The sequence below is a fragment of the Actinoplanes flavus genome (assembly GCF_017592555.1).
Taxonomy (GTDB): domain Bacteria; phylum Actinomycetota; class Actinomycetes; order Mycobacteriales; family Micromonosporaceae; genus Actinoplanes; species Actinoplanes flavus.
On the sequence record NZ_JAGFNS010000018.1, the window covers coordinates 80,647 to 101,846 of the forward strand.

General features: G+C 71.7%; 22 protein-coding genes and 1 riboswitch. Of the genes, 5 read left to right on the forward strand and 17 right to left on the reverse strand.

Annotation, left to right across the window (positions count from 1 at the left end; genetic code table 11):
• Nucleotides 1-28: 28 nt before the first annotated feature.
• The 9 genes from pheT to J5X75_RS26210 all read right to left on the reverse strand — a co-directional run bounded on the left by pheT (nt 29) and on the right by J5X75_RS26210 (nt 7,900).
• Nucleotides 29-2,509: a phenylalanine--tRNA ligase subunit beta gene (gene pheT, locus J5X75_RS26170; protein ID WP_208470156.1), complete on the reverse strand. Its 2,481-nt coding sequence runs from the start codon at nt 2,507-2,509 to the stop codon at nt 29-31.
• A gap of 4 nt (nt 2,510-2,513) precedes the next feature.
• Nucleotides 2,514-3,575: a phenylalanine--tRNA ligase subunit alpha gene (locus J5X75_RS26175; RefSeq protein WP_208470157.1), complete on the reverse strand. Its 1,062-nt coding sequence runs from the start codon at nt 3,573-3,575 to the stop codon at nt 2,514-2,516.
• Nucleotides 3,576-3,746: 171 nt separating this feature from the next.
• On the reverse strand, nt 3,747-4,520 hold the full coding sequence (locus tag J5X75_RS26180) for a TrmH family RNA methyltransferase (protein WP_183226625.1): 774 nt from the start codon (nt 4,518-4,520) through the stop codon (nt 3,747-3,749).
• Between the two features lie 154 nt (nt 4,521-4,674).
• Nucleotides 4,675-5,067 carry a 50S ribosomal protein L20 gene (rplT, locus tag J5X75_RS26185; RefSeq protein ID WP_208470158.1) on the reverse strand — a complete coding sequence of 131 codons (393 nt, stop codon included), beginning with the start codon at nt 5,065-5,067 and terminating at the stop codon, nt 4,675-4,677.
• Nucleotides 5,068-5,106: 39 nt separating this feature from the next.
• A complete protein-coding gene (gene rpmI / locus J5X75_RS26190; RefSeq protein ID WP_043528306.1) occupies nt 5,107-5,301 on the reverse strand; it encodes a 50S ribosomal protein L35 in 195 nt (64 codons plus the stop codon).
• 57 nt (nt 5,302-5,358) lie between these two features.
• Nucleotides 5,359-5,964 (reverse strand): translation initiation factor IF-3, encoded by a 606-nt coding sequence (gene infC, locus J5X75_RS26195; RefSeq protein ID WP_208470159.1) that lies wholly within the window; start codon nt 5,962-5,964, stop codon nt 5,359-5,361.
• Between the two features lie 326 nt (nt 5,965-6,290).
• On the reverse strand, nt 6,291-6,752 hold the full coding sequence (locus J5X75_RS26200) for a PH domain-containing protein (protein WP_208470160.1): 462 nt from the start codon (nt 6,750-6,752) through the stop codon (nt 6,291-6,293).
• A complete protein-coding gene (gene hisG / locus J5X75_RS26205) occupies nt 6,752-7,594 on the reverse strand; it encodes an ATP phosphoribosyltransferase (RefSeq protein WP_208470161.1) in 843 nt (280 codons plus the stop codon). The genes J5X75_RS26200 and hisG overlap by 1 nt, the downstream gene beginning before the upstream one ends.
• A gap of 42 nt (nt 7,595-7,636) precedes the next feature.
• Nucleotides 7,637-7,900: a phosphoribosyl-ATP diphosphatase gene (locus J5X75_RS26210; protein ID WP_183226630.1), complete on the reverse strand. Its 264-nt coding sequence runs from the start codon at nt 7,898-7,900 to the stop codon at nt 7,637-7,639.
• 77 nt (nt 7,901-7,977) lie between these two features.
• Here J5X75_RS26210 and J5X75_RS26215 point away from each other — a divergent pair, with 77 nt between their 5' ends.
• From J5X75_RS26215 to J5X75_RS26225, 3 genes are read left to right on the forward strand one after another with little or no spacing between them, the layout of a single operon-like run.
• Nucleotides 7,978-8,850 (forward strand): ABC transporter substrate-binding protein, encoded by an 873-nt coding sequence (locus J5X75_RS26215; RefSeq protein ID WP_208470162.1) that lies wholly within the window; start codon nt 7,978-7,980, stop codon nt 8,848-8,850.
• Nucleotides 8,847-9,686 (forward strand): amino acid ABC transporter permease, encoded by an 840-nt coding sequence (locus J5X75_RS26220; protein ID WP_208470163.1) that lies wholly within the window; start codon nt 8,847-8,849, stop codon nt 9,684-9,686. Before J5X75_RS26215 ends, J5X75_RS26220 begins: the two co-directional genes overlap by 4 nt.
• Nucleotides 9,686-10,426, forward strand: coding sequence for an amino acid ABC transporter ATP-binding protein (locus tag J5X75_RS26225; RefSeq protein ID WP_274383649.1), 741 nt, complete (start codon nt 9,686-9,688; stop codon nt 10,424-10,426). The genes J5X75_RS26220 and J5X75_RS26225 overlap by 1 nt, the downstream gene beginning before the upstream one ends.
• Here the strand turns inward: J5X75_RS26225 and J5X75_RS26230 are convergent.
• The 7 genes from J5X75_RS26230 to ribD form a co-directional block, all read right to left on the reverse strand.
• Nucleotides 10,404-11,924 (reverse strand): hypothetical protein, encoded by a 1,521-nt coding sequence (locus J5X75_RS26230; protein WP_208470164.1) that lies wholly within the window; start codon nt 11,922-11,924, stop codon nt 10,404-10,406. The two genes, J5X75_RS26225 and J5X75_RS26230, sit on opposite strands and share 23 nt — an antisense overlap.
• Nucleotides 11,917-12,759, reverse strand: a complete 843-nt coding sequence (locus tag J5X75_RS26235; RefSeq protein ID WP_208470165.1) for a hypothetical protein — start codon at nt 12,757-12,759, stop codon at nt 11,917-11,919. The genes J5X75_RS26230 and J5X75_RS26235 overlap by 8 nt, the downstream gene beginning before the upstream one ends.
• Nucleotides 12,760-12,764: 5 nt before the next feature.
• A complete protein-coding gene (locus J5X75_RS26240) occupies nt 12,765-14,972 on the reverse strand; it encodes a glycosyltransferase (protein WP_208470166.1) in 2,208 nt (735 codons plus the stop codon).
• Between the two features lie 101 nt (nt 14,973-15,073).
• Nucleotides 15,074-15,550 (reverse strand): 6,7-dimethyl-8-ribityllumazine synthase, encoded by a 477-nt coding sequence (ribH, locus tag J5X75_RS26245; protein WP_208470167.1) that lies wholly within the window; start codon nt 15,548-15,550, stop codon nt 15,074-15,076.
• A 47-nt stretch (nt 15,551-15,597) separates the two neighbouring features.
• Entirely contained in the window at nt 15,598-16,806 is a 1,209-nt protein-coding gene (locus J5X75_RS26250; RefSeq protein ID WP_208470168.1) for a bifunctional 3,4-dihydroxy-2-butanone-4-phosphate synthase/GTP cyclohydrolase II, read from the reverse strand.
• Nucleotides 16,799-17,398, reverse strand: coding sequence for a riboflavin synthase (locus J5X75_RS26255; protein WP_208470169.1), 600 nt, complete (start codon nt 17,396-17,398; stop codon nt 16,799-16,801). The genes J5X75_RS26250 and J5X75_RS26255 overlap by 8 nt, the downstream gene beginning before the upstream one ends.
• A complete protein-coding gene (gene ribD, locus J5X75_RS26260; protein WP_208470170.1) occupies nt 17,399-18,454 on the reverse strand; it encodes a bifunctional diaminohydroxyphosphoribosylaminopyrimidine deaminase/5-amino-6-(5-phosphoribosylamino)uracil reductase RibD in 1,056 nt (351 codons plus the stop codon).
• A gap of 131 nt (nt 18,455-18,585) precedes the next feature.
• Nucleotides 18,586-18,759, reverse strand: a riboswitch (FMN riboswitch).
• Nucleotides 18,760-18,886: 127 nt separating this feature from the next.
• On the opposite strand from ribD, the gene J5X75_RS26265 reads away from it, so the two are divergent.
• Nucleotides 18,887-19,480, forward strand: coding sequence for a TetR/AcrR family transcriptional regulator (locus tag J5X75_RS26265; RefSeq protein WP_208470171.1), 594 nt, complete (start codon nt 18,887-18,889; stop codon nt 19,478-19,480).
• Nucleotides 19,477-20,136: a lysophospholipid acyltransferase family protein gene (locus J5X75_RS26270; RefSeq protein WP_208470172.1), complete on the forward strand. Its 660-nt coding sequence runs from the start codon at nt 19,477-19,479 to the stop codon at nt 20,134-20,136. The genes J5X75_RS26265 and J5X75_RS26270 overlap by 4 nt, the downstream gene beginning before the upstream one ends.
• 4 nt (nt 20,137-20,140) lie before the next feature.
• Here the strand turns inward: J5X75_RS26270 and J5X75_RS26275 are convergent, their stop codons facing one another.
• Complete coding sequence (locus tag J5X75_RS26275; RefSeq protein WP_208470173.1) at nt 20,141-21,145, reverse strand: GGDEF domain-containing response regulator; 1,005 nt, start codon at nt 21,143-21,145, stop codon at nt 20,141-20,143.
• Nucleotides 21,146-21,200: the final 55 nt, after the last annotated feature.

The window sequence follows — 21,200 nt, forward strand, 5'->3', positions numbered from 1 at the left end:
CCCACCGGCCCGGCTCGACGCGGACGGGTCAGGCGCCGCGGAGGGTGGCTCCGAAGCGGGAGGCGGTCACGGCCACCGCGGCGTCGCGGGCCGTGATGGTCTCCTCCGAGGTGAGCGTGCGGTCGGTGGCGCGGAAGGTGAGCTTGTAGGCCAGCGACCGCTTGTCCTCGCCCAGCTGCGACGACTCGTAGACGTCGAACAGGGCGACCGACTCCAGCAGCGGCCCGGCGCCCTCGACGAGAGCGGCCTGGACCTCGGCGGCCGGGACGGCGCGGTCCAGGACCAGGGCCACGTCGATCAGCGCCGGCGGGAAGGTGGAGATCTTCACCGCCTCGACGACCGGGGCGTCCGGCAGGGCGTCCAGGTCGATCTCCGCGGCCGACGTGCGCTTGGGCAGGTCGAGGGCCGCGAGGACGGCCGGGTGCAGTTCGCCGGCGTGACCGACGACCGTGCCGTCGACCAGGATCTCGGCGCAGCGGCCGGGGTGCCAGGGCGCCTGCTCCCCCGCCCGGACCGTGACCAGGTCGTCCGGAACCCCCGCCGCGGAGAGCGCGACACGCGCCGCCTCGATGGCGTCCGCCCAGGTCGCGGCCCGGCCCTGGCCCCACCAGCCGGCCGGCTCGATGTCACCGGCGAGGACCACGGCCAGGTGCCACGGCTGCTCGGGGACGATCGCGTTGGCGGCCGCCCACTCCGCGTTGGTGGGGCGACGGTCCACGCCCAGCGTGGGCGGCGCGGTCGAGGTGAGGTGCGGCAGGAAGACCGTGCCGGCCTCGTAGAGCGCGACGTCGCGGCGGCCGCGGCCCAGGTTGCGCTTGAGCGTGCCGAGCAGCGGCCCGAGCAGGGTGGTCCGCAGCAGCGGCTCCTCCTCGGACAGCGGGTTGGTGAGCCGCACCGCGCTGCGCCGCGGGTCGGCCGCCGGCAGTCCGAGGGTGTCGGCCAGCCCGGGGCCGACGAACGGGTACGACAGCACCTCGACGTAACCGTTCTCGGCGAGCGCCCGGCCCACCGACCGGCGCCGCTTCTGCGCCGGGGTGAGCCCGTTGCTGCTGCCGGCCGGCGGCAGCACGCTGGGGATCCCGTTGTAGCCGCCGAGCCGCGCCACCTCCTCGATCAGGTCGATCGGGGCGACCAGGTCGGGCCGCCACGTCGGCGGCACGGCGCTGAGCACCTCGTCACCGGTGACCTCGCAGCCGACCTTGCGCAGCAGGTCGGCGACCTGCTCCGCGGAGTACGGCAGCCCGACGATCCGGCCCGGCGCGTCGGCGGGCAGGGTCAGCGGAACCGGCGCGACCACGTGGTCGATGTCGAGGATCCGCTCGTCGACGGTTCCGCCGGCGTGCTCGGTGAGGATCTGGACGGCCCGCTCCAGGGCGACCAGCGGCAGGGCCGGGTCGACGCCCCGCTCCCACCGCTTGGCGGCCTCGCTGAAGAGCCGGTGCCGCCGGGCGGTCCGGCCGACCATGATCGGGTCCCAGTGCGCGGCCTCGAGGAGCACGTCGACCGTGCCCTCCTGCCACTCGCTGGTCTCGCCGCCCATGACGGCGGCGAGCGAGATCGGCCCGGTCTCGTCGCAGATCACCATGTCCTCGGCGTCGAGCGAGCGCGCGACACCGTCCAGGGTGGTCAGCTTCTCTCCGGCCCGGGCGCGGCGCACGACGAGGCCGCCGTTGAGCCGGTTCAGGTCGAAGACGTGCATCGGCTGGCCGAGTTCGAGCATCAGGTAGTTGGTGATGTCGACGGGCAGTGAGATGGCCCGGATGCCGGCCGCGATGAGCCGCCGCTGCATCCACTCCGGCGACTGCGCGGCCGGGTCGATGCCGCGGACCACGCGGGCCGCGAACCGGTCACAGCCGACGGTGTCCTCGACGGTCAGCGGGTAGGGCGCCTCGGCGGTCGCGCCGGGGGCGGCCTGCGTGCCGGGGTCGCTGAACGGCACGCCGAAGTGCGTGGACAGCTCCCGGGCGATGCCGCGGACGCTCATCTCGTAGCCCCGGTCCGGGGTGATCTCCACCTCGATCAGCACGTCGTCCAGGCCGACGATCGACCGGGCGTCGGCGCCGGGGACCGTGGCCTCCGAGGCGGGCAGCACGATGATGCCCGAGTGGTCACCGGACAGGCCCAGCTCGGCGGCGGAGCAGATCATGCCGTGCGAGTTGCGCCCGTACGTCTTCCGCGCCCCGATCGTGAACCCGCCCGGCAGCTCGCCACCGGGGAGGATGACCACGACGAGGTCGCCCTCGGCGAAGTTCCGCGCGCCGCAGACGATCTCCTGCGGCGCGTCCCGGCCGACGTCGACCGTGCAGAACCGGATCGGCTTCTTGAAACCGGTCAGCTCCTCGATGGTCAGCACCCGGCCGACCACCAGGTCACCGAGGATCGTGCCGGCCTGGTCGACGATGGACTCGACCTCCATGCCGAGGTTGGTCAGCGCCGCGTCCAGCTCCGAAGCGGTGATCCCCGCGGGCAGCTCGACGTACTCGCGCAGCCACGACAGTGACGTCTTCATCGCTTCAGGACTCCATTCCGAAGTTCGTGGTGAACCGCACGTCGCCCTCGACCATGTCGCGCATGTCGGAGACGCCGTTGCGGAACATCAGGGTCCGCTCGACACCCATGCCGAAGGCGAAGCCCGAGTAGACCGCCGGGTCGATGCCGCAGGCGGTGAGGACCCGCGGGTTGACCATGCCGCAGCCACCCCACTCGACCCAGCGGGGCCCGTCCCGGTGCTCGGCGAACCAGACGTCGAACTCGGCGGACGGCTCGGTGAACGGGAAGTAGTGCGGCCGCCAGCGGGTCTTCGCGTCCGGGCCGAACATCGCCTTGGCGAAGTGGTCGAGCGTGCCCCGCAGGTGGGCCATGGTGATGCCCTCGTCGATGACCAGGCCCTCGATCTGGTGGAACACCGGGCTGTGCGTGGCGTCCAGCTCGTCGGTCCGGTAGACGCGGCCGGGGCTGACCACGTAGATCGGCGGCTGCCGGTCCAGCATGGTGCGCACCTGGCCGGGCGACGTGTGGGTCCGCATGACCAGGCCGGGCAGGTCGACGAAGAAGGTGTCGGAGGCGCCGCGGACCGGGTTGTCCGGGCCGATGTTGAGGGCGTCGAAGTTGGCCCACTCCAGCTCGAGCTGGGGACCGTCGACGATGTCGTAGCCCATGCCGACGAAGATGTCGCCCATGTGCTCCATGAGCGTGGTCAGCGGGTGCCGGGCGCCGCGCGGACGGCGGCTCCACGGCAGGGTGACGTCGACGCGTTCCTCGACCAGCACGCGGGCCGCGCGGTCGGCCTCCAACTCGGCCTGGCGCGCGTCGTAGGCGGCCTGCACGGCCTGCCGGGCGATGTTGACGCGCTTGCCGGCGTCCGACTTCGCGGCCGGCGGCAGCGAGCCGATCTCCCGGCGCGCCAGCGACACGGGCGAGCGGTCACCCAGGTGCGCCGGCTTCAGAGCGTGCAGCGCGTCGAGGTCGGTGGCGGCGGCGAACGCCTTCTCGGCCTCCGCCACCGCGGCTTCGAGCGACGCGGGATCGAGCAGGGCGGCCTGCTTCGGATCGTACGGATCGTTGCGGTAGGACATGATCGGGCGAGCTCCCTAGAAACCGGATTTGCCATCGGGCAGTTTACGGAGGCACGGCTGGGCCGCGGCCCGCCGGTCAGGGAGTGCGCGCAGAAGTGTCAGATCCGGCGCCCGCGACCAGCGGGCCGGATAAACGAAAGCCGGGGACCTGACATGCCGCCCAGCATACTCTCAGCGCTGCGCGCGAGCCGAGGCATATAGGCAGACGGCGGCGGCCGCGGCCAGGTTGAGGCTCTCGGCGCCGCCATAGATGGGTACGCGTACCCGCCGGTCCGCCGCGCTCAGCACGGAGGCGGGCAGCCCGTGCGCCTCGGAGCCGAACAGCCAGGCCGTCGGAAGGGCGAGCTGACCGCCGTCGAGCAGGGAGTCCACGTCGTCCTCGCCGGTGCCGCTGGTGGCGAGCACCTGGAGGCCGCTGTCCTGGAGCAGGTCCACGACGCTCAGCGGGGACCGGACGACGTCGACGTGGAACAGCGAGCCGGCCGACGACCGTACACATTTGCCGTTGTAGGGGTCGACGGCGTCGCCGGCGAAGACGACCGCCCCGGCGCCCGCGGCATCCGCCGTGCGCAGCACGGTCCCGGCGTTGCCGGGGTCCCGGATCTCGGCGACCACCGCGACCAGCCGGGGGTTCTTGGCGAGGGCCTCGCCGATCGGCACGTCCGGCTGCTCGCAGACGGCGACCAGGCCCTGCGGGTGCACGGTCTCGGCGAGCGCCGCCAGGGCGTCGTCGGTGACCGGCGACAGCTCCGGGGCCTGCGCGGCGAGGTCGGCGTACCGGTCCAGCGCGGCCGGGGTCCCGAACAGTTCGATCACCGCCCCCGCGGCCAGCGCCTCACGCACGGCCTGCGGACCTTCGGCCAGGAAGCGGCCGCTCTGGTCGCGATCCTTACGGCGTTGCAGACGCCGGGCCGCGACGATTCGGGGGGTACGAGGTGTGAACATCCGCTCCGACCTACAGAAATGGAGACGCCCCCCGTCAAATGAGGGGGGCGTCCCGAAACGTGCTACGCGATAGTGAAGATTGTTCGCGACGGCGGAGACCACCGTCGCCGACTCGCCCTGAGCGAAACTCAAGGTAGGTCGCGAACAACCTTCATCAGGCAGCCTGCGTGGCGGCGCCGCCGGTGCCCTCGGCCGCGACGGCCGCGCGAGCGATCTCGACGATGGCCGCGAAGGCAGCCGCGTCGTTCACCGCGAGGTCGGCCAGGATCTTGCGGTCGACCTCGACCTCGGCCAGCTTGAGGCCCTGGATCAGGCGGTTGTAGGTCATGCCGTTCGACCGGGCCGCCGCGTTGATACGGGTGATCCACAGCTGACGGAAGTCGCCCTTGCGGTCACGCCGGTCACGGTACGAGTACTGCATCGAGTGCAGCACCTGCTCCTTGGCCTTGCGGTACAGGCGGGAGCGCTGACCGCGGTAGCCGCTCGCGGTCTCGAGCAGGGTGCGGCGCTTCTTCTGGGCGTTTACCGCCCGCTTGACGCGTGCCATTCTCAGTTACTCCTTACAGGGGTACGGGTCAGGCGCGCGTCAGCGGCCCAGAAGCTTCTTCACTCGCGCGGTGTCGGCCTTGGCCACAACGACCGTGCCGGTCATCCGGCGGGTGACGTGGGAGCTCTTGTGCTCCAGCAGGTGACGCTTACCGGCCTGCTCGCGCACGATCTTGCCCTTGCCGGTGACCTTCACCCGCTTACCCATGCCGGTGTGGCTCTTCATCTTCGGCACTTGACGCCTCTTTCTGATCTTTCCCCGCAACCGGGGGGCTGTCGGGAAAAAGCTTGTCTACTCTGCAGTGGTCTCGGCAGCAGGAGCGGCCGGCGCATCGCCTTCACCCTCGCGCGGCTCACGGCCGGGCTTGGCGCCCGCCGCGGTGGCAGCAACGGCGGCGGCCTTGGTGGCCCGATGCGGGGCCAACACCATGATCATGTTCCGGCCGTCCTGCTTCGGGCTGGCCTCCACGAAGCCCAGCTCCGAGATCTCCTCGCTGAGCCGGCGGAGAAGCCGGAAACCCAGCTCGGGGCGGCTCTGCTCACGACCACGGAACATGATCGTCACCTTGACCTTGTCGCCCGCCTTGAGGAACCGCACCACGTGACCCTTCTTGGTCTCGTAGTCGTGCGGGTCGATCTTCGGCCGGAGCTTCATCTCCTTGATGACGGTCTGCTGCTGGTTGCGCCGCGCTTCGCGGGCCTTGAGTGCGCTCTCGTACTTGAACTTGCCGAAGTCCATGAGCTTGCACACCGGCGGCCGCGCCATCGGAGCAACCTCGACCAGATCCAGATCGACATCCGCGGCCAGCTGGAGAGCACGCTCGAGCGGCACGATGCCGACCTGCTCACCCTCCGGACCGACCAGGCGGACCTCACGGGCCCGGATCTGTTCGTTCACGCGTGGTTCGACGCTGATGGGGCCTCCTCAGTTGATACCTCGCCCGGCCGGGTGGGCCGGGCGCTGCCAATGTCGGTCGGCCCCGAGTGTCCCGCTGGCCGCGGGACGCCGGGAAAGCAGAAGGCCCCGCCTGCGATCTCGAAAGAGCGCAGGCCGGGGCCCGCTCGACCGGTCATCGGCGCCCAAAGGAGGACGCGCACCCAGCAGGGATCAACCCCTGCCAGGGAGACCGGACCCGGCCACTGCTGTGACTCGGGTGGGAACCAGCGGGCTCCTCTTTCGCGCCCCTGCACGAGCAAGGGCGTGGTCGACTGCCCGCAATCCTATCAGGCCTCGTGAGAGGCGGAATGAAGAGCCCGCAGGGTGCGCACCCCGTCGACCGCGTAGTCCTTGTCGACGGCCTGCAACGCGTGGACCGGCACCTGGTCGTCGTTCTCCAGCTCCAGGTGGGCCCACGCCGAGTTCCGGTCGAACCGGACGGCACGCACCACGGCCCACGGCAGGTCGTAGCCGCCGATCACGTTGCGCACGTGCACGCCCTCGTCGTCGGCGGTCACCCGCGGCCGGCAGAACGCCAGGACACCGAGGCCGAGCAGCACACCCAACCCGATCATGGCGAGCTGGTCGCCGCGCTGGAAGCTGGCGTTCGAGTTCTGGAACCCGGCCGAACCGGTCAACCCGAAGCTGATCACCGTGAAGAAGACCATCAACCCCACGGCCAGCGGTACGGCCACCCAGCGGATCTTCTTGGGGCGGTAGCGGACGCCGGAATCGGATACGGACGGCATCAGAGCCTGCAATTCGCGATGTCGGTGACGAGGATCGCCCGGGCGCCCAGGTCGTACAGCTCGTCCATGACCCGGTGCACGTCACTGCGCTGCACCATGGCCTCGACCGCGACCCAGCCCTCCCGGTGCAGCGGCGACACGGTCGGGGACTCGATCCCCGGGGTCAGGCTGGTGGCCTGGTCGAGCAGGTCGGCGCGGACGTCGTACGCCAGCATGACGAAGTTGCGCGCGACCAGCACACCTTGAAGGCGCCGCAGCAGCTGGGCGGCGCCGTTGGGCGCCTGCTCCTCGCGGCCGATGAGGATGGCCGAGGACCGCATGATCGGCTCGCCGATCGTGACGAGGCCGGCCTGGCGCAGCGTGGCGCCGGTCTCCACGACGTCGGCGATCAGGTCGGCGACGCCGAGCCGGACCGCGTTCTCCACCGCGCCGTCGAGCCGCACCACGTCCGCCTTGAGCTCGTGCTCGTCCAGGTAGCGGCCGACCACCCCCGGGTAGGCGGTGGCGATGCGGCGGCCACCGATCTCGCCGACGCTGGTGAGCGTCCCGGCCGGGGCGGCCCAGCGGAACGTGGCCCGGCCGAAGTTCAGGTCGAGCAACTCGGCCGCCGGCACCCCGGAGTCGACCAGAAGGTCCCGGCCGGTGATGCCGAGATCCAGATCACCCGAGCCGACGTACGTCGCGATGTCCTTCGGCCGCAGATAGAAGAACTCGACGTTGTTGGCTTCGTCACGGCAGATCAGGTCTTTGGGGTCGGTGCGCTGGCGGTACCCGGCGTCCCGCAACATCTGTGACGCCGGCGCGGAGAGGGTGCCCTTGTTCGGAATGGCGATGCGCAGCATGGACGTGCTCCTTCGATCAGTGAACGGGTCTTCGGACGCGTGTCACAGATGTCGGTAGACGTCCTCGAGTTCCAGTCCGGAGGCGATCATCAGGACCTGGGCCTGGTAGAGCAGCTGGGAGATCTCCTCGGCAGCGCGTTCCGGCCCCTCGTGCTCGGCGGCCATCCACGACTCGGCCGCCTCCTCGACGACCTTCTTGCCGATGAAGTGGACTCCGCGTTCGAGCGCCTCGACGGTGCCCGAACCGGGTGTCTTGTCCGCCGCCTTGCGTTGCAACTCGGCAAACAGTTCTTCGAACGTCTTCACGAGTAGCGATTGTGGCAGCTCATCACGTCTTGACGACGAACGGCCCCAGCCCGTGGGACGTCTTCTAAGCTCCCGTCATGCTCAGGCGACACACCCCCGTGGCCTTGGGTGGCGCAGCGTTGCTGCTCGCCGCCGTGACGGCCTGCTCCCCCGTCGAGGAGAACGACTCCACCACCGCCACCTCCCCCTCCGCCGCCGCGACCTGCACCCCCGCCACCCTCGCCACCAAGACCGCCGGCAAGCTGACCATCGGCACCGACAACCCGGCGTACGAGCCCTGGTTCAGCGAGAACAAGCCGGACAACGGCAAGGGCTACGAGTCGGCCGTCGCCTACCAGGTGGCCGAGCGGCTCGGTTACCAGAAGTCCGACGTCGTCTGGACCCAGGTGACGTTCAACAACGCGATCGCGCCCGGCCCCAAGGCGTTCGACATCGACGTCAACCAGTTCTCGATCACCGACGAGCGCAGGGCCGCGGTGGACTTCTCGTCGCCGTACTACCTGGTGCGGCAGACCGTGATCACCACCGGGAAGTCCAAGATCGCCGGTGCCGAATCGCTGGCCGACCTGAAGAGCGCCAAGCTCGGCGCCCAGGTCGGGACGACCAGCTACCAGGCGATCACCGACCTGATCAAGCCGACCACCGAGCCGGCCGTGTTCAACAACAACGACGACGCCAAGAAGGCGCTGGAGAACGGCACCGTCGACGGCATCGTGGTGGACCTGCCGACCGCGTTCTACATGACCGCCGCGGAGCTGGAGGACGGCGTGATCGTCGGCCAGCTGCCCCAGGTCGGCGTGCCCGAGCAGTTCGGCATCGTGCTGGACAGGGGCTCCCCGCTGACCGGCTGCGTCAGCCGTGCGGTCGACCAGCTCCGCCAGGACGGCACCCTCGCCGTGCTGGAGAAGACCTGGCTCGCCGACACCGCCGGGGCCCCCGAACTCCAGTGAGCCACACGCCGAGCACCCGGCAACAGGAACGGATCGCCTACCGTCGCGGACGGGCGGTCCGTTCCGTTCTGCTGGCCGCCGCCTCGACGGCCGCCGTCGGCACGGCGCTCACGGTGGGCATCACCGGCGCGCCCGGGTGGGAACGGGTCAAGGAGTCCTTCTTCGACCCGGAGACCGCCGTCGAGTACCTGCCGGAGATCCTTGCCGGACTCTGGCTCAACGTGAAGCTGCTGGTGGTCTGCGCCATCCTGGCCATGGCGCTGGGCCTGCTCATCGCGGTGCTGCGCACCCTGCGCGGCCCGGTCGCCTTCCCCGTACGCGCGCTGGCCACCACCTACACGTACTCGTTCCGCGGCCTGCCCCTGATCATCGTGATCTACCTGTTCGCGTTCGGCATCCCCGGGTTGCGGTTGCAGGGCACGCCGGACGTGCTGTGGCTGGGCGCCGCGGCGATCATCGTGACGTACGGCGCCTACCTGGCCGAGGTGTTCCGGGCCGGCATCGAGTCGGTGCACCCGAGCCAGATCGCGGCGGCCCGTTCGCTGGGGCTGAGCTACCGCCAGGCGATGCGGCACGTGGTGCTGCCACAGGCGGTCCGCCGGGTGGCGCCGCCGCTGCTCAACGACACCGTGGCGCTCCAGAAGGATGTCGGCCTGATCTCGCTGGCCGGCCCGATCGACGCCATCCGGGCCGCCCAGATCGGGGTGGCGCAGTCCGCCGACTTCACCCCGTACGTGGTGGCCGGTGTCCTGTTCGTCCTGCTCGCCCTGCCGCTGATCGCGGTCACCGACTGGGTGACGCTGCGGGCGGCCCGCCGTCAGAACGCGGGGTCCTGATGCTGCTGGCCATCGACAAGGTCCGGAAGGTCTTCGGCGACCACGTCATCCTCGACGACCTCAGCCTGGACGTGGCCGAGCACGAGGTGGTGGCCCTGATCGGCGCCTCCGGCTCGGGCAAGTCCACCCTGCTGCGCTGCGTCAACCTGCTCACCGAGGTCGACGACGGCACGATCCACCTGGACGGCGAGGAGATCACCGACCCACGTGCCGACCCGGACCTGGTCCGGCGGCGGATCGGGCTGGTCTTCCAGTCCTACAACCTGTTCCCGCACATGACGGTGCTGGAGAACATCATGCTCGCGCCGGTACGCGTACACCGGAGGTCTTCGGAGCAGGCGCGAGCGCAAGCGATGCAGTGGCTGGACCGGGTCGGGTTGGCGGAGAAGGCGGGCGCCTACCCGGACCGGCTCTCCGGCGGCCAGCAGCAGCGGGCCGCCATCGTCCGCGCCCTGGTGAACAGCCCGCGCCTGCTGCTGCTCGACGAGGTCACCTCGGCGCTCGACCCGGAGCTGGTGGGCGAGGTGCTCACCATGATCCGCGAGTTGAAGAGCGACGGCATGACCATGGTGCTGGCCACCCACGAGATGGGTTTCGCCAAGCAGGTGGCCGACCGGGTGGCGTTCCTGGACGGCGGCCGCGTCCTCGAACAGGGGCCGCCCGAGCAGGTGCTGGGCGACCCCGTCGAACCGCGGACCCGTCGGTTCCTGGCCCGGATCATCGAAGCAGGAAGGCTTTAGCCCGCCGCTTGACCGCGCCGGCGAGGCGTTTCGGGTCGCGCAGCCGGGCCACCCGCCCGACGAACGACGCGGCCCGGACCGCCCGCCCGCTCCTGAGCCGGCGCAGCTCGTCGCGCAGGGCGCGCAGTTGCTGCTCCCGGGTGCGCAGCTGCTGGTCGCGGAAGCGCAGGGTCCGCTCCAGGCCGGCGATGTGCCCGGCCTGTTCGTCGATCTTCCGCTGGGCGGCGTCCGCGTCGGCCAGGAGGCTGAGCGGGTCGGTGTGCTCCGCCGGCTCGCCGGCGATCACCCGGCCGCGTGCCCGCAGCTCCGGCGTGGCCTCGACGCCGGACATCGCGAGCCAGGTGGTGACCAGGTCGTCGCCGTCGGCCATCCACGGCGGCCACGGATGGCGGCGATGCCCGCCGATCAGCCGGTCACCGAAGCGGATCCAGGCCGCGGCCAGCCGTTCCTCCGCTGTCGCGCCGGCGGTCGGAGCACCGAACGGCGCCGGCGTGAAGTCGTGGATCTCGTCGAAGAACGCGATCGAGCCGGCCTCGGCGAGGCGTGCGGCGTAGGCGCGGAAGCCCGGCACGTCCTCGGCCGCGGCCAGCCGGAACAGCACGGTCTCCGCGTTCTCCACGTCCAGCACGACCCGGTCGCCGACCCGCCAGCCGTCCGCGCCCAGGTCGGCGGTGAGCGATCCGGCGTAGGCGGTCCGCGTCTCCCCCGCCCCGCCGACGGCCACGATCCAGCCGGGCGCGACCGCGTCGAGCATGCCGGCCCGTGCCGCGGCCTCGGCGGCGCCGGTCACCGGCGCGAGCAACGGCGTCCCCGAGGCCTCTGCCGCGAGCCCGGCGAGAGCGAGACGCGCTCCAGGAAAACCAGGTCTGGTACGCCGCAGAGCACCCGAATCCAGCAGGGTGTGCGCCGCGAACCGGGCGTACCGGTGAGTCACCGGGCCGAACACCGCCTCGATCTGTGCCGGCGAGGTGGGCCGCCGCGGGTCGTCGTGCAGCGGCCGCCACTCGCCGTCCCCGTGCCGCTCGTTGGCCGGCCGCCGGTCGAGCAGCCCGGTGATCGAGAACTCGTTCTCCACCGCGATGACGACCAGCGCTCCCGGCGTGGCCAGCCCGCGCAGCAGATCCGCCCGTTGCGTCCAGTCCAGCGCCGGCGAGTCCGGTCCGAGCAGCCGGTCCAGTCCGTCGGCCGCGATGATCACGTCGTACCGGGCGGGGTTCTCGGCGGCCAGGCCGTCGAGCGCGCCGTTGACGACGGCGCCCCGGTCCCGCAGCGCGGCGGCGTCGCTGACCGACCGGACCAGCACGGTCAGGTCGGCGCTGCGCCGGGCCACGAGGTCCAGCACGCCCGCGTCGTGCGGCCCGGCGACCAGCGTCCGGCCGATCCGGACCGGCAACAGGTCGGCCAGCAGGGCGGTGAGCGCCGGCCCGCCGGCCGGGTTCGCATCGGTCCACGGCTGGAGTTCACCACGGACGATCGGCGGCAGTCGGGTCTCAGTCACGGGGATTCCAATCGAAGAGCATGCGCATCTCGGCGGGCGGCATGAGGTGGGCCCGGCCCAGTTCGACGTCGGTGGTGGCGCGGGCGGCGGCCAGGTCGATCTCCTTGCCGAGCATCTCCGGCCAGAGCCGGGCGATCCGGGCCTGGCCGCCGAAGACCGGGTCGTCGCCCTCCAACTCCATGGCGTCGCCGTACACCGCGGGCTCGCAGCCGGCCGCGACACCGAAGAAGACCGCCGTGCTGAGCCGGTTGGCGGCGACCCGCTTGAACCGCCGGAACGTCTCCAGCTGCCGGTAGAGGAACCGCCGGTCGGTGCCCTCGTAGTTCCAGCCGCGCCGACCGAAACAGATGACGTCGAAACCCGCTCTTTCGTACGCCCGGCGCACCTCGGCCCGTTCGAACTCGGTGTAGTAGAGGCTGATCGTGACCGGTTCGGTCTCGGTCTCCTTGATCTCGGCGATCAGCCGGGCGTGGTCGCCGTCGATCTTCCCGCCCTTGCCGCCGCCCTCCCAGCCGTGGAAGAGGAACCACAGCGTGCCGCGGCGCTCCTGCTCCGGCACCACGCCGAGGTCCGGCTCCAGCTCCATCAGGTAGAGGAAGGGCGCGCCGACCACGTGATGGTTGCGCCGCCCGAGCGCGTGCCCCCGCCGCCGGTTGGCGTCCGCCCAGGTGTAGCGCCAGGCTCCGGCGAAGAACTCGTGCACCGGGTTCCAGCCGCAGCCGACGTTCCATCCGTGCTGGAGGTAGCCCCGGATCCGTGGCGGGTGCTCGTCGTCCAGGCCGCAGTACCGCGCCAGGATGTGGGTCTGCCCGTAGTAGTGGTTGTGGTGATGCATGCCGATCAGCTCGTCTCCAGGTGCAGGGTGCCGGCCCGGGTGTGGAGGCGGTGCCGGGCCAGGCGCCGGGGCAGGCCGGTGAGGGCGAACGTCTCGGCCTGTACGGCGTACCCGTCCGCGAACAGCGTCCAGTCGGCCTCGCCGGCCGGTTCCAGGGCCGTGCTGTCCAGGCGTGCCGTCCAGCGGTCGCCGTCGACCGTCACGGCGCAGGCGGCGTCCACGGCGTCGTCGGAGTTCGGCCGGAACCGCCGCCACACGATGCCCCGGTAGTCGACACCGTCCCAGCGCGGCCCGGAGACGGTGATCACGTCACCGTCCACGGTGATTCCGGAGGCGGTCACCCGGGCGGGGCCCTCGACGAGGTTCAGGTACTGCCCGGGTGAACGGGCGATGCTGAGCACCCGGTCGCCCCAGGGCACGGCCACCGCCGCGGACAGGCCGGTGACCAGCAACAGCGAGTCGCCGATCTGGGGGATCAGCAGGGTGCGGCCGAGGAACGGGTCGTCCGGGCTGGTCGCGTCGACCACCTCACGCACCGGGATGCGGGCGGTGAACGTGCCGTCCGGGCCGGTCTCCAGCGGCACCCGCACGTCCCGGGCGGCCCGGGACAGCAGCAGTTCCGGGGCGGCCGGCCCGGTGGGCGCCCGGCCGGTCAGCACCAGCGTGTCGCCGTCGGCCGCGGCGCCGGTCAGCTCGGCGTCGCCGCTGAGCCGGCGCAGCTGCATCCGGCCGTCCGGGGCGCGGGCCGGCTGGAACCAGGCGTCGCCGATCCGGGCTCCCACCGGGTAGAGCGTCTGGAGTCCGAGCAGGCCGCGACGGCGGACCGTCCCGCTGCGCATCGAGGCCATCAGCCGGGCCGACCCGCGCTGCCGGGGGATGGCGGCGAGCATGTCGCGCGGCACCCGCGCCTCGAAGCCGGTGACCCGCTGTTCGCCGTCCGGCGCCGGGATCCGCCGCACCGGCAGCGGCGTGGCACGCAGGCCGGTGACCAGCGTGAGCCGCAGCGACGCGTCCGCGGACGCCGGCATGTGCAGGATCTCCGCGGTGCCGCGCAGCACGAGCGCGTCGTCCGCCCACTCCAGGTGGGTGGCCGAGGCCCGCAGCGCCAGCTCCTTCGGGGCCAGCCGGTAGACGCCGGCGGGCACCCCGGCCGCGTCCCGGGAGCCGGGGTACGCGCTGCGGTAGCGCCAGGGCAGGATCGGGTGCCGGTCGGCGCGGACCCCGGCCGCCAGGCCGCCGTCGGCACGGAACCGGGCCAGGCGCTGGAGCAGCTCGACGTCGCCGGACCGCAGCGCGTGGTACTCCAGCCGCTGGAACGCCGGGATCCGCTCCAGCACCTGTTCGTCGAGCCGTCCGGTGAGCCGCCGGCCCAGCCCGAGCAGCGCCGGCACCTCGGGCCCGGCGGCCGCGGCGAACGCCTGGACCACCGTGGTGAGGTCGATCTGGGCCAGGTGGTGGTGCACCGTGGGGCGCAGTTCGGGCGCGCGGCGGTCCACCATGTCCAGCACCATCTCGGCCGAGACGACCCGGTCCTCGAGGTTGCCGAACACGAATCTCTGCTGGGTGATGGACTCGCCGGATTCGCGCTCACGCCAGTAGTAGGTGGGCGCGGCCAGGCAGTCGACGGTGACCGCGTCGAGGTGGGCCTCGAGCGTGACCGGGTAGTCCTCGTAGCGGATCGCCGGGAACCGGTACCCGAACTGGTCCCAGAAGCGCCGCCGGTAGACCTTGTTCCACACCATCCGGTCGATGGCCAGCTCGGGGAACTCGAGCACGTGGGTGGCGGGCCGGTCGGCGGCGAAGGCGAACCGGTGGACGTACGACTGGCGGACCCCGGCGGTGTTGTTGAACCGCCGGGCGTTGCCACCGGCCAGCGACGAGGAGGTGCGGTCCAGCGACCGGATCAGCATCTCGTAGGCGTGCCGCGGCACCAGGTCGTCGCTGTCGACGAACGTCAGGTACTCGCCCTGGGCGTGCTCGACACCCAGGTTGCGGGCCGGACCGAGGCCCTGGTTCTCGCTGGTGACCAGCCGGAACCGCGGGTCCGCGGCGCAGAACGCCCGGGCGATCTCGGCGCTGCCGTCCGGTGAGCCGTCGTCGACCAGGACGACCTCGAAGTCCCGGAAGGTCTGCCGGGCCAGCGAGTCGAGGCACGCGGCCAGGTAACGCTCGACGCCGTAGAACGGCACGACGATGCTGAGCCGTGGGAACACCGTGGGGACACCAGTCTCGGAATAGGGCCGCTGACCGGGGAAGCATCCCGGCGCCGGGCACCTATTCCGAGAACGGCGGGTGTCCTGAAGGTGAAGACGCTCTAGTGCTTGGAGACCTCACGCAGCGTGAGTGCGGCATCGAGCACCGCCACCGTGCTCTGCCAGCCCTTGTCCTCGATCGAGTCCTCCAGGCCGGCCCGGTCGCGGGCCTGGCCCAGGCTGTGCACGGTCAGCACGCCGTGCGCCACCGGCGTGCCCTCGTCCAGCGCCACCCGGGTCAGGCCGGTGGTCACCGCCTCGCACACGTACTCGAAGTGCTGGGTCTCGCCCTTGATCACCACGCCCAGGGCGACCACCGCGTCGACCCGGCGGGCCAGCGCCTGCGCCACCACCGGCAGCTCCACCGACCCGGCCACCCGGGTAGTGATCACCTCCGTGACGCCACACGCCTCGGCGGCGGCCTGCGCCCGGCGGATCATGTGACCGACCAGGTCGTCGTGCCACCGGGAACCGACGATGCCGAGCCGCAGCCCGGCCGCGTCGACAGTGTGCAGGTGCGGATCACCGAAGCCGGCCATGTATGTCCCCCTTTTTCATTGCATCATCACCCGAATCGGGACGGGTCTCAGCCTAGTGCTTCGAAGAGGTGGCCCATCCGGTCCCGCTTGGTACGCAGGTACCGGACGTTCTCCGGGTGCAGCCGGACGGGCAGCTCCTCCCGGCCGGTGACGCGCAGACCGTACCCCTCGAGGCCCGCTCTCTTGGCCGGATTGTTGGTGAGCAGGCGCATCGAGCGGATGCCGAGATCCGCGAGGATCTGCGCGCCGGTGCCGTAGTCGCGGGCGTCGGCCGGCAGCCCCAGCTCCAGGTTGGCGTCGACCGTGTCGAGACCGCGATCCTGGAGCTGGTACGCCTGGAGCTTGTGCAGCAGGCCGATGCCACGGCCCTCGTGACCGCGCATGTAGAGCACCACCCCGCGCCCGGCCGCGGCCACCCGCTCCAGCGCGGCGTCCAGCTGCGGGCCGCAGTCGCAGCGCCGGGAGCCGAAGACGTCCCCGGTGAGGCACTCGGAGTGCACCCGGACCAGCACGTCCTCGCCGTCGGACAGGTCGCCGTAGACCAGCGCCACGTGCTCGCCCTGGTCGGCCTCGGTGCGGTAGCCGACCGCCGTGAAGACCCCGTGCTCGGTCGGCAGGACCGTCTCCACCACCCGCTCCACCTGGCTGCCCTGACGGTGCCGCAGGTAGGCGACCAGCTCCTCGATCGAGATCAGCGCCAGGTCGTGCTCGGCCGCGAACTTCTCCAGGTCCGGGCGGCGCTGCATGGTGCCGTCGTCGTTGACCATCTCGCAGAGCACCCCGGCGGGCCGGCAGCCGGCGAGCACCGCCAGGTCGATGGCGGCCTCGGTGTGGCCGGGGCGGCGCAGCACACCGCCCGGCTTCGCCCGCAGCGGCACGATGTGGCCGGGACGGGACAGGTCGCCCGGCTCGGTCTCGGCCGAGGCGAGCAGCTGGATGGTCCGTGCCCGGTCGGCGGCCGAGATGCCGGTGCTCACGCCGTGCTTGGCGTCCACCGTGACGGCGTACGCGGTACCGCGCTTGTCCTGGTTCGTGTGGAACATCGGCGGCAGGTCGAGCCGGTCGGCCTCCTCCTCGGGGAGGGGCACGCAGATGTAACCGGACGTGTAGCGGACCATGAAGGCGACCAGCTCCGGCGTCGCGTGCTCGGCCGCGAAGATCAGGTCGCCCTCGTTCTCCCGGTCCTCGTCGTCCACCACGATGACCGCCTTACCGGCCGCTATGTCGGCGATGGCGCGCTCGATGCTCTCAAACATTGCGGCTCCCCAGCATCTTCTCGACGTACTTGGCGATCACGTCGACCTCGAGGTTGACCGGATCGCCGATGGCCTTGCTGCCCAGCACGGTCAGCTTCGACGTGGCCGGGATCATCCCGATCGCGAAGCTGTCCCCGTCGACCGCCATGACGGTGAGCGAAACCCCGTCCACGGTGATCGACCCCTTCTCCACCACGTACTTCGCCAGCTCGGGCGGCAGCGAGAAACGCACCACCTCCCACTGGTCGGCGGGCTCGCGGGCGATGATCCGCGCCACCCCGTCCACGTGCCCCTGCACCAGGTGGCCGCCGAGGCGGCTGCCCAGGGCGGCGGCCCGCTCCAGGTTCACGTTGCTGCCCGCCCGGAGCGCGCCCAGCGAGGTCCGCCGCAGCGTCTCGCCCATCACGTCCGCGGTGAACACCCCGTCGACGTTGTCGATCACGGTCAGACAACAGCCGTTCACCGAGATCGAGTCGCCGTGCCGTGCGTCCGAGGTGACCAGCGGGCCCCGGACGGCGATGACCGCCGAGTCCTCGCTGCCCTCGGTGAGGCGTACGACCTCGCCGAGTTCTTCTACGATTCCGGTGAACATTCAGGACTCCTTGGGACGCGGGGTCGCTATGAAACGCAGATCGCCACCGATCCGCGTGATGTCGGTGATGTCCAGCTCGACGGCGTCGGCGATGGTGCCGACGCCGGCGTCGACCAGGGCGGTCCGGCCCGCGCCGAGCAGCTTCGGCGCGACGTAACCGATGACCCGATCGACCAGTCCGGCGGCGAGGAAAGCTCCGGCGAGTGTGGGCCCGCCCTCCAGCAGCACGTTGCGGACGCCCTTCGCGTACAGCCCGGCGAGCAGCGCGGACAGATCGACGCGGCCGTCCGGCCCGGCGCCCACCGCGGCCGTCGTGACGATCCAGGTGGGTGCGGCCGCGTCACGCACGCGGGCGTTCTCCGGGGTACGCCCGGCGGAGTCGACGACCACACGCAGCGGCTGCTTGATGGCCAGGGTGCCGTCCCGCAGGTCACGGACGGTCAGCTGGGGGTCGTCGGCCAGCACCGTCCCGACGCCGGCGACGATCGCGTCCACCGTGCCGCGCAGCACGTGCACGTCGGCCCGGGACTCGGCCGAGGAGATCCACTGGCTGGTGCCGTCCGCCGCGGCCGACCGCCCGTCCAGGGTCGCCGCGTACTTCCAGGTCACGTAGGGCCGGCTCCGGCGCACCGCGGTCAGCCAGGCGATGTTCCCGGTCTCCGCCTCGGCCCGCCGCACCCCGGTGACCACCTCGATGCCGGCCGCCCGCAGGGTCGCCGCGCCGCCCGCCGCCACCGGCGTCGGATCGTCCACCGCGATGACCACCCGGCGCACCCCGGCGCTGATCAGCGCCTCCGAGCAGGGCCCGGTCCGCCCGGTGTGGTTGCACGGCTCGAGCGTCACCACGCAGGTGCCGCCCCGGGCCCGCTCCCCGGCCTGGGCCAGCGCCACGATCTCCGCGTGCGGGCCGCCGGCGTACGCGTGGAAGCCCTCGCCCACCACGTCGCCGTCCGGGCCGAGCAGGAGGCAGCCGACCACCGGGTTCGGGCTGGTGGTTCCGAGGCCCCGGGCGGCCAGCGCGACAGCGCGGCACATCGCCTCGTCCTCGGTCACCATCTCCGGGTCCTCTCACGCGGAACGGTCACGCGCCGAGAAGAGTGGGAGAAAACGACAAGAATCGGACAGCGAGGGTACGCTTCGCGCACCCCGGCCGTATCGCGCCGACGAGGGCACGACCGTCCGATTCCGCGCGCTGTCTCCCATCCGGACTGTCTGATCAGCTGTCGCCGATCAACCGTCGGCCCTGGAGTCACACCAGGTCCACCGGCTGCCGTGGTGCGGGCAGCCGGGTCGCGGGCTTACCGGCACGAACGTGCCGGATCACCGCCGGTTCGGAATTTCACCGAGTCCCGCCAGCGCGTGGTGGGTCAACCCCGAGTCTTGCACGATGACGAGATTTTGCCACCTCCCCCGCGACCTACCTCACATCGCGGCGCTCGCCCGGCGGCGGGGTAGACACTGTCTACGCCGCCTTGGTAGACAGTGTCTATGGACCTGGACCAGGGACTCCGCGCCCGCCTCGTGGAGGTCGGCGTCGAGCTGTTGCAGGCCGAGGGGCACACCGCGCTGTCGCTGCGGGAGATCGCCCGGCGGGCCGGCGTGTCACACGGCGCCCCCCGGCGCTACTTCCCGACCCATCTCTCGCTGCTGTCCGCGATCGCCCGGGCCGGCTTCACCGCCCTGGCCACCGAGATCGACACCGCCCTCTCCACGGCCCCACCCGAGCCACGCGCCCGCATCGTCGCGCTGTCCCGGGCGTACACCGGCTTCGCCGCGACCCGGCGCGGCATGTTCGAGCTGATGTTCCGGCACGACCTGCTGCAGAGCGGCTACCTCGGGCTGCGCGAGGCCGGCCTGCCGCTGTTCCGGCTGCTCACCGGTCTGGTCGCGGAGGCCCGGCCGGGCGCCGGCCAACCGCCCGAGGTCACCGCCGGGGTGCTCTGGGCGGCCCTGCACGGCATGGCCGAGCTGCGCAACTGGGGCAGCCTCCAGTTGGCCACCGGCGCCTCCGACCCGGCCCCGTTCCTCGACGCCATCATCACCGCCCACCTGGGCCCCGACTCGGGAGATCACCCGGCATGACGCGAACCCCGCCGCTGTACGCGCTGACCAAAGGCACCCTCGGCGCCCTGGCCCGGACCGTGTGGCGGCCCACCGTCACCGGGCTGGAGCACCTGCCCCGGGACACCGGCGCCATCCTCTGCCCCAACCACCTGGCCATCGCCGACCAGATCTTCCTGGGCATCGGCACACCGCGGCACATCACGTTCTGGGCCAAGGCGGAGTATTTCCGTACCCCCGGCCTCCGCGGGGAACTGAACCGGCGGGTGGTGACCGGCATGGGCGCCATCCCGGTCGAGCGGGCCGGCGGGCGCGCGGTGCTGGACGCCTTCGCCTCCGCCGTACCGGTGCTGCGCTCCGGCGGCCTGGTCACCGTCTTCCCCGAGGGCACCCGCTCACCGGACGGCCGGCTCTACCGCGGCCGCACCGGCGCGGTCCGGCTCGCCGTCCAGGCGGGCGTGCCGATCATCCCGGTCGGCATCACCGGCACCGACCGCATCCGGCCGGCCGGCTCCCGGTTCCCCCGGCCCGTCCCGATCACGATCACGTTCGGCCCCGCGCTGCCGGTGGCCGGGCCGGACACCGGTCCCCGCGACATCCGGGCCCACACCGACGAGGTGATCCGCCGCATCCAGGAGCTGACCGGCCAGGAGTACGTGCCCGCCTACGCCCGCTGACCCGTCACTCGGTCTCGCTGCGCCGGCGGTCGATCGCCACGTACGACCCCGGCTGGGACTTCGCCACCTTCTTCATCTCCGAGGCGACCCCGATCACCACCCGCGGGTCGGTGAACCGGCGCCCGTCGCTAGTCGCCTGAGCCACCCCGATGGAGAGCGTGACCAGCGCGGCCTTCTGCTTGTTGCCGCGCCGGTCGGGCACCTCGATGTAGCCGCGCCGGGCGTCCTCCGGCTCGTACAGCCGGTCGGCGGCGGCCTCGAAGTCGGTCACCGTCCGCTGGGTCAGCGGCAGCACCTGATCCGGATGACAGATGAAGACGAAGTCGTCACCGCCGATGTGCCCCAGGAAGATCGACGGCTTGCCGGTCTGCGCGCTGGCCCGTTGCAGGCTGCGCGCCAGCGCGATGATGAACTCGTCGCCACGGTCGAACCCGTACACGTCGTTGACGCTCTTGAACCGGTCGACGTCGATGTAACCGACCGAGTAGTCGCCGCCGCCACGCATCCGGTCGCCGATCTCCCGGCGCACCCGCGCGTTGCCGGGCAGGCCGGTCAGCGGCGACACCTCCCGGGCGTCCTTGTTGCGCCGCAACGTGGTGGTCACCCGGGCCAGCAGCTCCGCCGTGTCGAACGGTTTCACCAGGTAGTCGTCGGCGCCCGTGGTGAGCCCGAAGACCTTGTCCACGGTCATGCTCTTGGCGGTCAACATGATCACCGGAAGGGCCGAGGTGAGCGGCTCGGCGCGCATGTGCCGGATCAGCTCGACGCCGTCCATCCGCGGCATCATCCAGTCCACCACGGCCAGCGACGGCCGGTGCGTCTCCAGCAGCTCGAGCGCCTCCTGCCCGTCCCGCGCCCGGATCACCTCGAAACCGTGCACCTTGAGGTTGAACTCGACGAAGCTGGCGATGTCCTGGTCGTCGTCGACGACCAGGATCAGGTCGGGACCTTCGTCCGGGTCGAGCTCCGGGTCGGGGCTCTCGGGGAGTCGCGACTCAGCCGTGCTCATGGAACCCTTCCTGCGATGCCGGAGGTAAAGCTAGATTCTGGCCACAACGGGCCGA

Excerpts from the sequence above, each read along its gene's own strand:
- pheT (WP_208470156.1), bottom strand. The coding sequence starts at position 2,509 with ATGAAGACGTCACTGTCGTGGCTGCGCGAGTACGTCGAGCTGCCCGCG.
- J5X75_RS26175 (WP_208470157.1), bottom strand. The coding sequence starts at position 3,575 with ATGTCCTACCGCAACGATCCGTACGATCCGAAGCAGGCCGCCCTGCTC.
- J5X75_RS26180 (WP_183226625.1), bottom strand. The coding sequence starts at position 4,520 with ATGTTCACACCTCGTACCCCCCGAATCGTCGCGGCCCGGCGTCTGCAA.
- rplT (WP_208470158.1), bottom strand. The coding sequence starts at position 5,067 with ATGGCACGCGTCAAGCGGGCGGTAAACGCCCAGAAGAAGCGCCGCACC.
- J5X75_RS26200 (WP_208470160.1), bottom strand. The coding sequence starts at position 6,752 with ATGCCGTCCGTATCCGATTCCGGCGTCCGCTACCGCCCCAAGAAGATC.
- hisG (WP_208470161.1), bottom strand. The coding sequence starts at position 7,594 with ATGCTGCGCATCGCCATTCCGAACAAGGGCACCCTCTCCGCGCCGGCG.
- J5X75_RS26215 (WP_208470162.1), top strand. The coding sequence starts at position 7,978 with ATGCTCAGGCGACACACCCCCGTGGCCTTGGGTGGCGCAGCGTTGCTG.
- J5X75_RS26225 (WP_274383649.1), top strand. The coding sequence starts at position 9,686 with ATGCTGCTGGCCATCGACAAGGTCCGGAAGGTCTTCGGCGACCACGTC.
- J5X75_RS26235 (WP_208470165.1), bottom strand. The coding sequence starts at position 12,759 with ATGCATCACCACAACCACTACTACGGGCAGACCCACATCCTGGCGCGG.
- ribH (WP_208470167.1), bottom strand. The coding sequence starts at position 15,550 with ATGGCCGGCTTCGGTGATCCGCACCTGCACACTGTCGACGCGGCCGGG.
- J5X75_RS26250 (WP_208470168.1), bottom strand. The coding sequence starts at position 16,806 with ATGTTTGAGAGCATCGAGCGCGCCATCGCCGACATAGCGGCCGGTAAG.
- J5X75_RS26255 (WP_208470169.1), bottom strand. The coding sequence starts at position 17,398 with ATGTTCACCGGAATCGTAGAAGAACTCGGCGAGGTCGTACGCCTCACC.
- ribD (WP_208470170.1), bottom strand. The coding sequence starts at position 18,454 with ATGGTGACCGAGGACGAGGCGATGTGCCGCGCTGTCGCGCTGGCCGCC.
- J5X75_RS26265 (WP_208470171.1), top strand. The coding sequence starts at position 18,887 with ATGGACCTGGACCAGGGACTCCGCGCCCGCCTCGTGGAGGTCGGCGTC.
- J5X75_RS26270 (WP_208470172.1), top strand. The coding sequence starts at position 19,477 with ATGACGCGAACCCCGCCGCTGTACGCGCTGACCAAAGGCACCCTCGGC.
- J5X75_RS26275 (WP_208470173.1), bottom strand. The coding sequence starts at position 21,145 with ATGAGCACGGCTGAGTCGCGACTCCCCGAGAGCCCCGACCCGGAGCTC.